The sequence below is a fragment of the Streptomyces sp. NBC_00028 genome (genome assembly GCF_045041065.1).
GTDB lineage: Bacteria > Actinomycetota > Actinomycetes > Streptomycetales > Streptomycetaceae > Streptomyces.
Genome location: NZ_CP108293.1, coordinates 6,435,110 through 6,450,662 on the forward strand (window position 1 = coordinate 6,435,110; position 15,553 = coordinate 6,450,662).

Below are 15,553 nucleotides of genomic sequence, written 5' to 3' on the forward strand. Positions count from 1 at the left end.
CTGCACCCGCTTCCGGACCTGCGCCCACCCCCACGCCCGTGCCCGGACCTGCGCCTGCTTCCGGACCCGCGCCCGCTTCCGGACCCCCGCCCACCCCCACCCCCACACCCGTGCCCGCACCCGCCCCCGCCCCCCGAGGCCGTCCCTTCCTCCTCGCCGTTGTCGCCGGCACGGCGATCGCCAACAACTACGCGATCCAGCCCGCGCTCACCGACGTCGCCGCCCAGCTCCACGTCCCGTTGTCGGTGATCGGCCTGATCCCCACCGCCGCGCTGCTCGGCTGCATGACCGGCTTCGTGCTGCTGCTCCCGCTTGCCGACCGCGTGGCCCCCGACCGTCTGCTGGCCGCCCAGCTCACCGCCCTCGCCGCCGCCCTCGTCCTGGCCGCGGCGGCCCCCGGCGCGGGCGTGCTCCTCGCCGCCTACCTCCTGATCGGCGCCACGGCCGGCGCCGCCGCGCAGGCCGGCACCATCGCGGGCCGCCTCGCCGCCGAGGGACGCCGCGCGCGTGCCGTGGCCACCGTCGCCGCCGGGATGTCGGCCGGCATCCTGCTCAGCCGTCTCGTCGGCGGAGCCCTCGCGGACGCCTTCGGCTGGCGGGCGATGCTGCTGGTCTTCGCCGCCGCCGCGGTGCTGTGCGCGACGGCCGTCGCGAGGCTGCTGCCGGGGGAACGGCCGCCCGCGCGCGGCACCTACCTGGCCGCGGTCCAGGCACTGCCCCGCCTCCTGCGCCGACACCCCGGCCTGCGCCGCGCGGTGGCCGCCGGCGGCCTGTGGTACCTCGCCTTCAACCTGATCTGGGTCAGCCTGGCCCTCGCCCTCGGCCGCCCTCCGTACTCCCTCGGCCCCACCGCCATCGGCCTCTACAGCCTGGCGGGCCTCCTCGGCTTCGTCGTCCTGCCGCTGACCGGCCGCCTCACCGACCGCCACAGCCCCCGTACGGTGATCACGGCTTCCCTGCTGACCGCCGCGACCGGCACCGCCCTGCTCGCCACGGGCCTGGACACCCCTCTGACCACCGCCCTCGGCCTGGCCCTCTTCGACGCCGGCGCGTTCGCCGCCCAGGCGGCGAACCAGAGCCGCGTCATGGCCCTCGACCCCGACCGGAGCGGCAGCCTCAGCAGCGTCTACCTGGTGCTGTACTTCATGGTGGGAGCCGTCGGTACGACGATCGCGGCGCCGCTGCTCGAAGCCGTCGGCTGGACCGGCACCGCCCTCGCGGCGCTCGCCGCGCTGCTCGCCGCCGTCGGAGTCGTACGCGCCGGGGACAAGAGGCCTTTCGCCTAAGGCCCGTCCGCGCACCCCCACGCACGGGCCACCCGCTCGGCCACGGCGTACGCGTCGGCCGCGTGCCGCTCCTCGCCGAGGAACCGGTACAGGTCCCCGAGGGCCCGGGCGAGGGGACGCGTGGCATAGGCCCCGCCGGCTGTCCCCGCGAACTGCTCCCGCAGGGGCAGCAGATGGCCGATCAGTATCCGGGCGGCGTCCCGGTCGCCCAGCATGACGGCGAGTTCGCTGCGGTAGTCGAGCTCCACACCGTAGAGATGGTCCGTCACCGGCCGCACCGGGAACTCGACGGCCCGCGCCTGCGCGAGCCGCCCCTGCCGGGCCAGGACGAGCGCGAGGGCCACCGCCACGGGAGCGCCGACCGCCGCGTGCACGGCACGGACGTCGGCCTCGATCTCCGCCTCCCGGCCCTGCGCGAAGCGGATCGTCCACAGCCCCAGCGTGCGCGGGCCCGTGGCGTGGTGCGCCCCGACGCGCTGGAAGAGCCCTTCCGCCTCGGCGTACCGGGCCTCCGCCTCCTCGAATCGGCCGGCGACCGTGGCCAGCATGGCCGAGGTGGCGACATTGATGCCCTGCGCCCAGCGCATCCGGTAGCGGAGGGCGAGTTCCAGTCCGGCCGCGGTGTGCCGGCGTACTGCGTCCGGGTCGTTGCGGGTCGCGGCCGTCAGGCCGTCGAGGTGTTCGCAGACCCAGAGGTGGGCGGGCAGGTCGTGGGCCCGGGCCAGTGCGCGCAGTTCGGCGACGAGCGGGGTGCGGGCCGGGCCCTGCGGCTCGTGCGGCAGCACCCGGGCCGACGTCATCAACGCCGAGGCCAGGAGCCGGGGTTCGCCATCGGTCCGGGCCAGCGCCAGCTGGGTGCGCGCGGCGTCGAGGGCCCGTGGCGCGTCCTCGCCCGCCACCGCGTCCGCCAGGACCTGGAGCACACGCGCGCGGGTCGGCCCGTCCAGCGCGGGATCACGGGCGAGCCGCTCCAGATGGGCCAGGTCGGTCCGGTCCAGGAAGCCCTCCAACCGGCTGCGCCAGGGGGAGGGTTCGGTCCAGCCGCCGTAGACCGCCGCGGCGAGGTCGTCCCGGCCCGCCCCCACGGCCAGGCCGACCGCCCGCCCCCGGGTGCGCCGGGCGCCGTCCGTGGCACCGGCCCGCACCTGCGCGCCCAGCAGCCGCACCAGCAGCGCGACGGTCCCGTCCGGATCGCCCTCGGGATCGGCGGTGGCCGCGGTGTGCGCCTCCAGCGCCTGCTCGATCAGTCCTACGGCCACGTCGTGGGCGTACCGCCGCTCGGCCCGCTCGGCGGCCCGCAGCGCGTAGTCGACGGCCAGGGGAGCGTTCGCGGTACGGCCCGACCGGGCGAAGTGGTGGGCCAGCGCGGCGAGATCGTCGGGGCGGTGGCGGCGCAGTTCCGCGGCGATACGGTCGTGCAACCGGGCCCGCCGGGTGCCGGACAGGTCCGTGTACACGGTGTCGCGGACCAGCGCGTGCACGAACCGCACCCGCCCCGGCCCCGGCTCGGTCAGCAGATCCGCGGCCACGGCGGCGTCGAGCCCCGCCAGCAGGGTCTCCTCGTCCGTCTCGGCCGCGTCCGCCAGCAGCGCGACGTCGCACTCCAGCCCCGCCACCGCCGCCAGCCGCACGGCCGCGAGCGCTGCGGCGGGCAGCAGCGCGAGCCGCCTGCGCAGCACGTCCCGCACTCCCTGGGGCACTTCGGACACGGCGACCAGGGCGCCCTCGTCGGCCAGCAGGCGCGCGCTCTCCCACACGTAGAACGGGTTGCCGCCGGTGCGCTCGGCGAGCGCCGTCACCGTGGCCGTGTCCACGGGCGCCCCGCGGACTGCGGTGACCACGGTGGCGATGTCCTGGTGGGACAGTCCACCGAGCGTGATCCGGTGCGGGAACCGGGGCGCGAGCTGGGCCAGGCTCTTGGCCAGCTGCCCGTTCACCTCGGCCGGCCGGTAGCAGGCCACGGTGAGCAACGGCACCCCGGTGACCGCGGCGGCCGCTTCGAGCAGGGCGAGGGTCTGCCCGTCGGCGCGATGCAGATCTTCCAGGACGACGGCGATCGGCCGCCCGCCCGCCGCACCCCGCAGCCAGGCCGCGAAGGCCCGATGCAGCCGAAACCGCCCCGCGGTGGCCTCGTCACGGGTGGTGGGGGTGACGGAGGGGCGCGGGACCGGGGGGCCGGGCGCGGTTGTGGTGCCGTTCGGGCCTGGGGTCGCGGTGGCGCCGGTTGCGGTGGGGAGGTTGGCGGGGTGTGGGGCGGGGGTGTCGGTGGCGGTTGTGGTGTTGGTCGGGGCTGTGGTCGTCGTGGTGTGGGTCGGGGTGGGGAGGTTGGCGGGGTGTGGGGCGGGGGTGTCGGTGGCGGTTGTGGTGTTGGTCGGGGCTGTGGTCGTCGTGGTGTGGGTCGGGGTGGGGAGGTTGGCGGGGTGTGGGGCGGGGGTGTCGGTGGCGGTTGTGGTGTTGGTCGGGGCTGTGGTCGTCGTGGTGTGGGTCGGGGTGGGGAGGTTGGCGGGGTGTGGGGCGGGGGTGTCGGTGGCGGTTGTGGTGTTGGTCGGGGCTGTGGTCGTCGTGGTGTCGGTCGGGGTGGGGAGGTTGGCGGGGCGTGGGGCCGGGAGGCCGGCGGCGGTCGTGGTGCTGTTCCGGGCCGTCGTCGCCGTGGCCTCGGTCGTGGCGGGTGTGGCGTCGGACTCTCGCAGCAGGGCCGCCAGTTGCTCCGGATGTGGGGGAGGTGTCGTCAGGGCCAGTGCGCCGAGTGCCTCGGTCCAGGCCCAGGCCGGCGGGGCCCCCTCGTCCTCCGGGCAGCGGCCGACGACCACCGTCCAGCCCCTGCCGCGCAGGCGGCCGGTGAGCCGGGCGAGCAGGGCGGACTTGCCCGCCCCCGCCTCTCCGGTGACCAGCACCAGACCGCCGGCGTGCCGGGCCGCCTGCGCGGCACCGTCCAGGGCCCGCAGCTCCTCGTCCCGGCCGACGAAGAGGTCGTGACCGCCGCGAGGTGGGGCGGGAGGGGCGGCGGCGGGCTGGGAGGGGAGCGCTATGGACATCGTCCGCGGCGATGCCGGTACCGCCGCCCGCAGTACGTCCAGCCGTTGGGCGAGGACGGCGTGTTCCAGTTCGGCCAGGGCCGGTGAGGGGTCGCAGCCGAGTTCGTCGCGCACCACCGCGCGGGCCCGGCGCAGCGCGGCGAGCGCGTCGGCGCGTCGGCCGCCCGCCCAGTGGGCGAGCGCCAGCAGCCGCCAGCCCTCCTCGCGCAGCGGCCGGTCGCGGACCATGGCCTCGGCGGCGAGCGTGGCCTCGGCGGTGTGCCCGGTGCGCAGCCCGGCGGCGACGGCGAGTTCGTGGGCCTCCGCGCACAGCGCGTCCAGACGGGCCGCCTCGGGCACCGCCCACGGCTCGTCCGCGTGCTCCAGGAACGCGGGCCCCCGCCACCAGCCCAGGGCCTCGGTCAGCAACTCCCGCGCCTGCGCGGCGGGCGCGTGCCGGGCACGGCTCACCCAGGACTCGAAACGCCAGGCGTCCACCGTGTCCTCGGGCAGCCGCACGGCGTATCCGGGCGCGGTGGAGACCAGCACGGAGGCCGGGGTGCGCGGCGGGCGGCCCGGTTCGAGCACACGGCGCAGATTCGACACGTACGACTGGAGGGACACGGTCGCCCTGGCCGGGGGCGCCCCGCGCCACAGCTCGTCCACCATGCGGTCGACGGACGTCACCCTGCCGCGGGCGGCGACCAGGAGCGCGAGGACGGCCCGCTGCCGCGGGGGCCCCAACTCCACCGGCGCACCCGCGACATCGGCACCGAGGGGACCCAGGACTCTGATGGACAGCACGCCGCCGAAATGTAGCCGAGGGTTGCGCCGGCCCCGTCAACAGGCACTAAACGCGCTGGTCAGGCAGGCACCGGCAGTGGCTTCGAAGGGGCTCCAAGCGGACTCCATGTCCTCGCCAAGCAGGCGCCGCGAGCGTGGCAGCCGTCTGTATCCGAGCTTCGAAGGACATCCGCGTGACCCCCAGCCCCACACCCTCCGGCCTTCCCACCGCCGAGCGCCCCCACACCCACGAGATGGTCGTGGTGCACCGCGTCTTCCGCCGGGAGTCCGCGCTGCTGCCGCGCCTGGTCCGTGCCGTACCGGACGGCGCGTCGGCCCGGGCCGAGCAGGTCTCGGCGTATCTGGACGACTACGTGATGGGGCTGCACCATCACCACGCGCTGGAGGACGAGTTGATCTGGCCCCTGCTACGGGTGCGGGCCGCCGGGCAGGACGACCTGGTGGCCCGGATGGAGGAGCAGCACGGGCACATAGACCGAACGCTGGCGGCGGTCGGGGACTGGGCGCCTCAGTGGCGGCGCTCGGCCGACAGCGTCGCCGGGCAGGAGCTCGCCCTGGCGCTGGAGGAACACCGTCTCGCCCTGCTCGACCACCTGGACGACGAGGAGAAGCTGGTCCTCCCGCTGGTCGCCGATCATCTGACCGTCCCCGAGTGGGACGAGGTCGGGCGCCGCGGCCTGGAGACCCTCCCGAAGAACAAGGTCATGCTGGCCCTCGGCGCGATCCTGGAGGACGCCACGGAGGACGAGCGGGCCTACTTCCTGGGCCGGGCCCCGCTGTTGGGGCGGTTGCTGTGGCGGTGGGTGGGACGCCGGCAGTACGCCGCGGCCTGCCAGGCCATGCGGGGCCCGCTGACCGGGGGGACGGGACGGTGACCGTGCTCGACTCCGCCCCGACGGCCGTCCTGGACGCCTACCGGACCTGCGAGTTCGTCACGCTGGGCCGGGACGGGACACCGCTCGCCTGGCCGACGGCGGTACGGCGCCGCGAGGACGGGACGCTGGTGCTGACCACGTCCCTCGCGTTCGCGCAGAAGGCCCTCAACATCCGCCGCGACGGCCGCGTCGCCCTGCTCTTCTCCGACCCCACCGGCAGCGGTCTGGCCGACGCCCCGCACCTCTTCGTCGGCGGCACGGCAGAGTGCCCGGACGACATCAGGACGGGACCTCAAGGCCTCGACGACTACTGGCGGACCCTCTTCGAGCGGCAGCCGCACAGCCGGTCGTATCTCGCGCGCCCGATGCGGCGGCTGATGGACTGGTACTACCTGCGGCTCGTCATCACCGTCACCCCGGAGCGGGTGATCGTGCGCTCCGCCACGGCGCCCCCCTTCCTGAAGGTGTCCGCCGGGCCGGACGGCACTCCGTTGCCCGGCGCGGAGCAGCTCGCCGGCCATCCCACGGCGGTCCTCGCCGCGCGCGACGCCTCCGGGGCGCCCGTGCTGGCCCGCACCCGGACCGCGCCCACGGCCGGCGGCTTCGTGGTGAGCCCGCCGGACGATCACGCGGTGGTGCCCGGGCCCGCCTCGCTGCTGGTGCACCGGCACGACGACAAGCTCAACCGGATGCGAAACGCGCTGGTCCGCGGTGCGTTGAGGCAGACCGACGACGGTTGGCTGCTCGTGCCCGTAAAGGTGCTGGAGCCGATGGGCTCGGGACGGCCGAGCGACGCGCTACGGGTCCTGCGCCACACCCAGCGGGCCACCGACCGGTATCTGCACCGCCGCGGTCTGACCCGGCCCCCGGTGGAGTGGGACAGCTTCCGCGCACTCGCCCGGTCCGCCCGCGGGCACAGCGCCGCCGACGAGGGCAGGATGCGCGACGTACTGCGCTCCCCGCACCACTGAGCCCCACCTGTGGACAACCCCGGCCGTTGTCGTACCGCACCGGTACCGTCGGATCATGGCTCAACAGGCGGGGAACGCGACGGGCGAGCGGCGGCTCGCCGTCCTCGAAGGCGTGCTGGAGCGGATCACCTACGCCAACGAGGACAACGGGTACACGGTCGCGCGCGTGGACACCGGCCGGGGCGGCGGCGACCTCCTCACCGTCGTCGGCGCGCTGCTCGGCGCCCAGGTCGGCGAGTCCCTCCGCATGGAGGGCCGCTGGGGCTCCCACCCGCAGTACGGCAAGCAGTTCACCGTCGAGAACTACACGACCGTCCTGCCCGCCACCGTCCAGGGCATCCGCCGCTACCTCGGCTCGGGGCTGGTGAAGGGCATCGGGCCGGTCTTCGCCGACCGCATCACCCAGCACTTCGGCCTGGACACCCTGCGGATCATCGAGGAGGAGCCCAAGCGGCTCATCGAGGTGCCCGGCCTCGGTCCGAAGCGGACCAAGAAGATCGCCGACGCCTGGGAGGAGCAGAAGGCGATCAAGGAGGTCATGCTCTTCCTCCAGACCGTGGAGGTGTCCACCTCCATCGCCGTGCGCATCTACAAGAAGTACGGCGACGCCTCCATCTCCGTCGTGAAGAACCAGCCCTACCGGCTCGCCGCCGACGTCTGGGGCATCGGCTTCCTCACCGCCGACAAGATCGCCCAGTCCGTCGGGATACCGCACGACAGCCCGGAGCGCGTGAAGGCCGGCCTCCAGTACGCGCTGTCGCAGGCCACCGACCAGGGCAACTGCTACCTCCCCGAGGAGCGGCTGATCGCCGACGCGGTGAAACTGCTCCAGGTCGACACCGGCCTGGTCATCGAGTGCCTGGCCGAACTCACCGAGCCGGACGAGCACACCGGCGAACCGGGCGCCGTACGCGAGAAGGTCCCCGGGGAGCACGGCGAACCGGTCACCGCCGTCTACCTCGTCCCTTTCCACCGCGCCGAACTCTCCCTGGCCGCCCAGCTGCTGCGCCTGCTGCGCACGGGCGAGGACCGTATGCCGGGTTTCCGGGACGTGACCTGGGACAAGGCGCTCGCCTGGCTGAAGGACCGCACCGGCGCCGACCTCGCACCCGAGCAGGAGGCCGCCGTCAAGCTGGCGCTCACCGAGAAGGTCGCCGTCCTGACCGGCGGCCCGGGCTGCGGCAAGTCCTTCACGGTCCGCTCGATCGTGGAGCTGGCCCGCGCCAAGAAGGCCAGGGTCGTGCTCGCCGCCCCCACCGGCCGCGCCGCCAAGCGCCTCGCCGAGCTCACCGGCGCCGAGGCCTCCACGGTCCACCGCCTCCTGGAGCTGAAGCCGGGCGGTGACGCGGCCTACGACAAGGACCGCCCGCTCCAGGCGGATCTGGTGGTCGTGGACGAGGCGTCCATGCTGGACCTGCTGCTCGCCAACAAGCTGGTGAAGGCGGTGCCGCCGGGGGCGCATCTGCTCTTCGTGGGAGACGTCGACCAGCTGCCGTCCGTCGGCGCGGGCGAGGTGCTGCGGGACCTGCTCGCCGACGACAGCCCCGTCCCCGCCGTCCGTCTCACGCGCGTGTTCCGGCAGGCGCAGCAGTCCGGGGTGGTGACCAACGCGCACCGGATCAACGCCGGGCAGCATCCCGTCACGGACGGCATGAAGGACTTCTTCCTCTTCGTCGAGGACGACACGGAGGAGGCCGGGCGGCTCACGGTGGATGTGGCGGCCCGTCGGATTCCGGCCAAGTTCGGGCTCGACCCGCGCCGGGACGTCCAGGTGCTCGCGCCGATGCACAGAGGCCCCGCGGGCGCCGGCCATCTCAACGGTCTGTTGCAGCAGGCCATCACCCCCGGCCGGCCCGACCTCGCCGAGAAGCGCTTCGGCGGCCGGGTCTTCCGGGTCGGCGACAAGGTCACCCAGATTCGCAACAATTACGAGAAGGGCAAGAACGGCGTCTTCAACGGCACCGTGGGCGTGGTCACCTCGCTCGACCCGGTCGACCAGCGCCTGACGGTGCTGACGGACGAGGACGAGGAGGTGCCGTACGAGTTCGACGAACTGGACGAGCTGGCCCACGCGTACGCGGTGACCATTCACCGTTCCCAGGGCAGTGAATATCCGGCGGTGGTGATCCCGGTCACCACCGGTGCCTGGATGATGCTCCAGCGCAACCTGCTGTACACGGCGGTCACCCGGGCCAAGAAGCTGGTCGTGCTGGTCGGTTCACGCAAGGCGATCGGTCAGGCGGTGCGCACGGTGTCGGCGGGGCGACGCTGCACGGCACTGGACTTCAGGCTCTCATCAAAAAATGATCGATCAAATGAGTCACCTAGGTCACAGAGCCCTTCCGGAACCGGGTAGGGGAGGGGCAGGATGGGCAAGTTGGCGGCACTGAGTGCCGCCAATAGGCCCAATGGTCGACCCCCAGTGCACTCTTCTGCGCCGAATGGGGGATGGTAGAGACAGTCAGGGCAACCTCGAAGAAGAGGCACAACGTCGGTGAGGGATGACGTGAGCGACAACTCTGTAGTAGTGCGGTACGGCGATGGCGAGTACACCTACCCGGTGATCGACAGCACCGTCGGCGACAAGGGCTTCGACATCGGCAAGCTCCGCGCCCAGACCGGTCTGGTGACCCTGGACAGCGGCTACGGCAACACCGCCGCCTATAAATCCGCCATCACCTACCTCGACGGCGAGGCGGGCATCCTCCGCTACCGCGGCTACCCGATCGAGCAGCTGGCCGAGCGCTCCACCTTCCTTGAGGTGGCGTACCTGCTGATCAACGGTGAGCTGCCGACCGTCGACGAGCTCTCCGTCTTCAAGAACGACATCACGCAGCACACCCTGCTGCACGAGGACGTCAAGAACTTCTACCGCGGCTTCCCGCGCGACGCGCACCCGATGGCCATGCTGTCGTCGGTCGTCTCCGCGCTGTCCACGTTCTACCAGGACAGCCACAACCCGTTCGACGAGAAGCAGCGCAACCTCTCGACGATCCGGCTGCTCGCCAAGCTTCCGACGATCGCGGCGTACGCGTACAAGAAGTCGATCGGTCACCCGTTCGTCTACCCGCGCAACGACCTGGGCTACGTCGAGAACTTCCTCCGTATGACCTTCTCGGTCCCGGCGCAGGAGTACGACCTCGACCCGGTCGTCGTTGCCGCGCTGGACAAGCTCCTGATCCTGCACGCGGACCACGAGCAGAACTGTTCGACCTCCACGGTCCGCCTGGTGGGCTCGTCCCAGGCGAACATGTTCGCGTCGATCTCGGCCGGCATCAACGCCCTGTGGGGCCCGCTGCACGGCGGTGCCAACCAGTCCGTGCTGGAGATGCTCGAGGGCATCCAGGCCTCCGGCGGCGACGTCGACACCTTCATCCGCAAGGTGAAGAACAAGGAGGACGGCGTCCGGCTGATGGGCTTCGGCCACCGGGTCTACAAGAACTTCGACCCGCGCGCGAAGATCATCAAGGCGGCTGCGCACGACGTCCTCTCGGCCCTCGGCAAGTCCGACGAGCTGCTGGACATCGCGCTCAAGCTGGAGGAGCACGCGCTCTCCGACGACTACTTCGTCTCGCGCAGCCTCTACCCGAACGTCGACTTCTACACGGGCCTCATCTACCGCGCGATGGGCTTCCCGACCGAGATGTTCACGGTCCTCTTCGCCCTCGGCCGCCTCCCGGGCTGGATCGCCCAGTGGCACGAGATGATCAAGGAGCCGGGCTCCCGCATCGGCCGCCCGCGCCAGATCTACACGGGCGTCGTCGAGCGCGACTTCATCCCGGTCGAGGAGCGCTGACACCTGCCGGTGGGGGGCGTCGCTTGATCGGCGCCCTGCTGCTGGTCGGTCTCCCCTGGGCTTGGCCCGCGTCGGTCGGGCCCGCTTGATCGACGCCTTGCCGCCGGTCGGTCCTCTTGGCTTCGGCTGCGCCCGTCGGGTCTTCCGGTGTGTGGCGCGGGGTGCCCCGAGGGGTCGGCCGGGGGCCGGGGGTTGCCCCCGGGTCGGCTCAGCACGGGCGTGGTGGAGCGCGACTTCATCCCGGTCGAGGAGCGCTGACACCTGCCGGTGGGGGTGCCGTTCGCCTAAGAGTTCGTCGCTGAAGGGGCGCGGGCGACTGCAGGGCCGTCGTGGCCGATCGCGCAGTTCCCCGCGCCCCTTGGTGCGTCCAGTGGCTGGTCGCGCCCGCGCGGCGGAGCCGGTGGTGCGTCACGGCGGCGGCGAGCCCCGGACAGGCTGGGCAAAACAGAAGGCGCCCTGGCGGCGGTCCCCCCACGGGCCGACGTCCAGGGCGCCTTCCCATGTCCCGGTGCGGATTCCCCCCACGGGATCCGGCCGGGCGTCTGTGAGAAAACAGCGCCTGAATCGCTGTGTTGAGCAGAACGAGCAAAACTCGTCGTACTCCTACTTGTGTGTACCGCGGTGTGCGATCTGCCGGGACAGCGCACGGTCGGGTGGGCCGCTCAAAGCTTCCCGACGTACGTGCCCCGGCAACGCATCTCTGAGGAAGTCCCCCAAGACATCCCCAGATGCCAGGATGCGCCCCCCAAGACGCGGCCTGACATCGCCAACTTAGACCTTCGAACCCCTTCGATGGTTACGTTCACATCACTGTGATCTGCGTCTCTTGCATTTGTCCGTTTGATACGCAAGGGGACCGATACGCCGATCGGGGCCCAAGCGTAAGGATGATGCGCGAGCCTTGTGAAGAGCTTATGTGAGCCGCGCGCCGGACTCCAGAGGGTCCCCCCTAACGGAATGAGCGCAATCGCAGGCTGTTCGTCACGACGAAGACCGAGGAGAACGCCATGGCGGCGCCCGCGATCATCGGGTTCAACAGCCCCGCGGCGGCCAGCGGCAGCGCGGCCACGTTGTAGCCGAAGGCCCACACCAGGTTCCCCTTGATCGTGGTCAGCGTCCGCCGCGACAGCCGGATGGCATCCGCCGCCACCCGCAGATCCCCACGCACCAGCGTCAGATCCCCCGCCTCGATCGCCGCGTCCGTCCCGGTCCCCATCGCCAGCCCCAGGTCGGCCACGGCGAGCGCGGCGGCGTCGTTGACCCCGTCGCCGACCATGGCGACGACCCGCCCCTCGCCCTGGAGTCGCCGTACGGCCTCCACCTTGTCCTCGGGCAGCACCTCCGCCACGACTCGCGAGATCCCGACCTGCTCGGCCACCGCCTCGGCGACCGTCCGGTTGTCCCCGGTCAGCAGCACCGGCGTGAGCCCGAGGGCCCGCAGCTCCCGCACCGCCTCGGCGCTGGTCTCCTTCACCGCGTCCGCGACGGCCACGACACCGCGTGCCGCCCCGTCCCAGCCGACCACGACGGCCGTACGGCCGCCCCTCTCCGCCTCGTCCCTGGCGCGGGCCAAGTCCTCAGGCAGCGTGTCGAAGAGGCGCCCCACGGCCACGTCATGGCCCTCCACGCGCCCGCGCACACCCCGCCCGGGCACGTTCTCGAACGCCTCGACCGCCGGCAGCGCCCCCACCCTCCCCCACTCTCGGCTTCCCTCGAGCGGGGGGACCCCCATCTCCGCACCGGCGGCGACCGCCCGGGCGACGGGATGCTCGGAGGCGTGCTCCACGGCGCCCGCGAGCCGCAGCACCTGCTTCTCGTCGGTGCCCTGGACGGCGTAGACCTCGTGGAGGGTCATACGGCCGGTGGTCACCGTTCCCGTCTTGTCGAGGACGACGGTGTCGACGCGGCGGGTCGATTCGAGGACCTCGGGGCCCTTGATGAGGATGCCGAGCTGGGCGCCGCGGCCCGTGCCGACCATCAGCGCGGTCGGGGTGGCGAGGCCCAGCGCGCACGGGCAGGCGATGATCAGGACGGCGACGGCCGCGGTGAACGCGGCGGCCGGGTCGCCGGTCGCGCCGAGCCAGCCACCGAGCGTGGCCACGGCGATCGCGATGACCGCCGGGACGAAGACGGCCGAGATCCGGTCGGCGAGCCGCTGCACCTCGGCCTTGCCGTTCTGCGCCTCCTCGACCAGTCGCGCCATCCGCGCGAGCTGGGTGTCGGCGCCCACCCGCGTGGCCTCGACGACCAGCCGCCCGCCGGCGTTCACGGTCGCGCCCGCGACCGCGTCCCCGACCGTGACGTCCACCGGCACCGACTCTCCGGTCAGCATCGACGCGTCGACGGCGGAGACGCCCTCGACGACCGTGCCGTCGGTGGCGAACTTCTCCCCGGGGCGGACCACGAAACGGTCGCCGACGGAGAGACGCGAGACGGGCACGCGGACCTCGCGGCCGTCCCGCAGCACCGCCACGTCCTTCGCGCCCAGTTCCATCAGGGCCCGTAGGGCCGCCCCCGCGCGGCGCTTGGAGCGGGCCTCCAGATAGCGGCCGAGCAGGATGAACGTGGTGACACCGGCCGCGACTTCGAGATAGATGGTCGTGCTCGCGTCCATGCGCGCGACCGTGAACCTGAACTCGTCCTTCATGCCCGCCATGCCCGCGTCCCCGAGGAACAGCGCCCACAGCGACCAGCCGTACGCCGCCAGCGTGCCCAGCGAGACGAGGGTGTCCATGGTGGCGGCGCCGTGGCGGAGGTTGGTCCAGGCGGCGCGGTGGAAGGGCAGTCCGCCCCAGACGACCACCGGGGAGGCGAGGGTGAGGGCCAGCCACTGCCAGTTGTCGAACTGGAGGGCCGGGATCATCGACAGGAGGACGACGGGGACGGCGAGGAGGGCGGAGACGACGAGCCGCTGCCGCAGGGACGCCGACTCCGGGTCCTCGGCCGGGGCGGGCTCTTGCGCCGGAGGCGCCGGCTCCTCGGCCGTGTACCCCGTCCTCACCACCGTCGCGATCAGATCCGCGACCTCGACGCCCTCGGCGTAGGTGACCTTCGCCTTCTCCGTCGCGTAGTTGACGGTGGCGGTCACGCCGTCCATCCGGTTGAGCTTCTTCTCCACGCGGGCGGCGCAGGAGGCGCAGGTCATGCCGCCGATGACGAGTTCGACCTCGGCGGGCGGGCCTATCGGGGCGGTGGTGCCGGACATGTTCCGTACTCCAGGAGGTGCTGGTTACGCCTTGCCGACGAGCTCGAAACCGGCCTCGTCCACCGCCGCGCGCACGGCTTCCTCGTCGAGTGCGGCGGTGGAGACGACGGTGACCTCACCGGTGGAGGCGACGGCCTTCACGGAGCTGACGCCGGGGAGCTCGGAGATCTCGCCGGAGACCGAGCCCTCGCAGTGGCCGCAGCTCATGCCGCTCACCTTGTAGACGGTGGTGACCTGGGTGTCGCTCTGGGCGGTCATCTCGTTCTCCTCTTCGAGGCGTGTGGGTTCTACGGGACCCGCGGTGGCGTCCACGTAACACACACTATACCCCTAGGGGGTATTTACCAAGCGGAGTCCCAGCGGGATTTCCCGGGACTTTATGGTAGATACCAACCATGTCGCAGGCCGGGACGCTCATCCTGATCATGTCCATCGCGGTACTCGCACCCCTGCTGGCGTACGGGGTCAGCCGCCGGCTTCCGGTGCCGCTCGTCATCTTCGAGATCCTGTTGGGCATCCTGGCCGGCCCGGACGTACTGGGCTGGGCCGGCGACGGACAGGTCATCGACACCCTGTCCGACCTGGGCCTGGCGATGCTGATCTTCCTCGCCGGATACGAGATCGAGTTCGACAAGGTCCGCGGCGACACCCTCAAGCGCGCGCTGTGGGCATGGCTGACCGCGCTCGTCGTCGGACTGGCGCTGGCCTGCGCCCTCACCGGACTGTCCAAGGGCGTCTACATCGGTACGGCCCTCACCAGCACCGCCCTCGGCACGGTCCTGCCGGTGCTGCGGGACGCGGGGGATCTGCACTCGCGGTTCGGCTCGGTGCTGACGGCGTTCGGCGCGGTCGGGGAGTTCGGGCCGATCATCGCCATCGCGCTGCTGCTGAGCGGGCGGGCACCGGGCCGGTCGACCGCGGTCCTGGCGGCGTTCGCCCTGCTGACGGCCGCCGCGGTGTGGTGGGCGATGCGCCCGCGCCCGCCGTGGTTCCCCCGGGTGATCGCGAAGACCCTGCACAGCAGCGGCCAGTTCGCCGTACGCCTGGTCGTCCTGCTCCTCGCGGTGATGCTCGGCATCTCCCAGGCGCTCGGCCTCGACACCCTGCTCGGCGCCTTCGCCGCCGGGATGCTCACCCGGCTGCTGCTGCACGGGGCGGCGCCGGAGAGCGCGGGGCCCGTCCTGGAGAAGGTCGAGGCGATGGGGTTCGGCTTCCTGGTGCCGGTGTTCTACGTCGTCACCGGCATCGAGTTCGACCTCGACGCCCTGCTGTCCGGCGGCCGGGCGCTGCTCCTCCTGCCGGTCTTCCTGCTGCTGTTCGTCCTGGTCCGCGGCCTGCCCGTGTACGCGCTGGCCCCGCCGGATCTCGTACGACGGGACCGGCGCGCCCTGACCCTCTTCGCGTCCACCGCGCTTCCCCTGGTCGTCGCCATCACCACGATCGGTGTCGACGACGGCGTCCTGAAGACGGACGAGGCGGCGGCACTGGTCGGCGCCGCGATGCTGTCGGTGCTGCTGTTCCCGCTGGCCGGGCTGCGGCTGCGCGGCGAGCGTCGGGTGGTCGAGGAGCCGCTGGGGGGTTCGGAGTCGTGGTGAAGCCGGG

General features: G+C 72.6%; 9 protein-coding genes. 6 read left to right on the forward strand and 3 right to left on the reverse strand.

Annotated features, from left to right (window positions below):
• The first annotated feature begins 110 nt into the window (after positions 1-110).
• On the forward strand, positions 111-1,286 hold the full coding sequence (locus tag OG885_RS28980; protein ID WP_405736838.1) for an MFS transporter: 1,176 nt from the start codon (positions 111-113) through the stop codon (positions 1,284-1,286).
• On the opposite strand, the gene OG885_RS28985 is transcribed toward OG885_RS28980, so the two are convergent.
• Positions 1,283-5,104 carry a BTAD domain-containing putative transcriptional regulator gene (locus OG885_RS28985; protein WP_405736841.1) on the reverse strand — a complete coding sequence of 1,274 codons (3,822 nt, stop codon included), beginning with the start codon at positions 5,102-5,104 and terminating at the stop codon, positions 1,283-1,285. The genes OG885_RS28980 and OG885_RS28985 overlap by 4 nt on opposite strands.
• A 173-nt stretch (positions 5,105-5,277) precedes the next feature.
• On the opposite strand from OG885_RS28985, the gene OG885_RS28990 reads away from it, so the two are divergent.
• From OG885_RS28990 to OG885_RS29005, 4 genes are all read left to right on the forward strand, one after another.
• Positions 5,278-5,979, forward strand: coding sequence for a hemerythrin domain-containing protein (locus OG885_RS28990; protein ID WP_405736843.1), 702 nt, complete (start codon positions 5,278-5,280; stop codon positions 5,977-5,979).
• Positions 5,976-6,950 carry a pyridoxamine 5'-phosphate oxidase family protein gene (locus OG885_RS28995; RefSeq protein WP_405736845.1) on the forward strand — a complete coding sequence of 325 codons (975 nt, stop codon included), beginning with the start codon at positions 5,976-5,978 and terminating at the stop codon, positions 6,948-6,950. The genes OG885_RS28990 and OG885_RS28995 overlap by 4 nt, the downstream gene beginning before the upstream one ends.
• Before the next feature lie 55 nt (positions 6,951-7,005).
• Positions 7,006-9,306 (forward strand): ATP-dependent RecD-like DNA helicase, encoded by a 2,301-nt coding sequence (locus OG885_RS29000; RefSeq protein ID WP_405736848.1) that lies wholly within the window; start codon positions 7,006-7,008, stop codon positions 9,304-9,306.
• 150 nt (positions 9,307-9,456) lie between these two features.
• Complete coding sequence (locus tag OG885_RS29005; protein ID WP_405736851.1) at positions 9,457-10,746, forward strand: citrate synthase; 1,290 nt, start codon at positions 9,457-9,459, stop codon at positions 10,744-10,746.
• Between the two features lie 949 nt (positions 10,747-11,695).
• Here OG885_RS29005 and OG885_RS29010 read toward each other — a convergent pair.
• Both OG885_RS29010 and OG885_RS29015 read right to left on the reverse strand, forming a co-directional pair.
• Complete coding sequence (locus OG885_RS29010; RefSeq protein WP_405736853.1) at positions 11,696-13,951, reverse strand: heavy metal translocating P-type ATPase; 2,256 nt, start codon at positions 13,949-13,951, stop codon at positions 11,696-11,698.
• Positions 13,952-13,975: 24 nt separating this feature from the next.
• A complete protein-coding gene (locus OG885_RS29015) occupies positions 13,976-14,209 on the reverse strand; it encodes a heavy-metal-associated domain-containing protein (RefSeq protein WP_399957252.1) in 234 nt (77 codons plus the stop codon).
• A 137-nt stretch (positions 14,210-14,346) separates the two neighbouring features.
• Between OG885_RS29015 and OG885_RS29020 the strand changes: the two genes are divergently transcribed.
• On the forward strand, positions 14,347-15,546 hold the full coding sequence (locus OG885_RS29020) for a cation:proton antiporter (protein ID WP_405736855.1): 1,200 nt from the start codon (positions 14,347-14,349) through the stop codon (positions 15,544-15,546).
• Positions 15,547-15,553 lie beyond the last annotated feature (7 nt).

Coding starts and splice junctions, on each gene's coding strand:
- OG885_RS29000 (WP_405736848.1), top strand. CDS start 7,006: ATGGCTCAACAGGCGGGGAACGCGACGGGCGAGCGGCGGCTCGCCGTC.
- OG885_RS29010 (WP_405736853.1), bottom strand. CDS start 13,951: ATGTCCGGCACCACCGCCCCGATAGGCCCGCCCGCCGAGGTCGAACTC.
- OG885_RS29015 (WP_399957252.1), bottom strand. CDS start 14,209: ATGACCGCCCAGAGCGACACCCAGGTCACCACCGTCTACAAGGTGAGC.
- OG885_RS29020 (WP_405736855.1), top strand. CDS start 14,347: ATGTCGCAGGCCGGGACGCTCATCCTGATCATGTCCATCGCGGTACTC.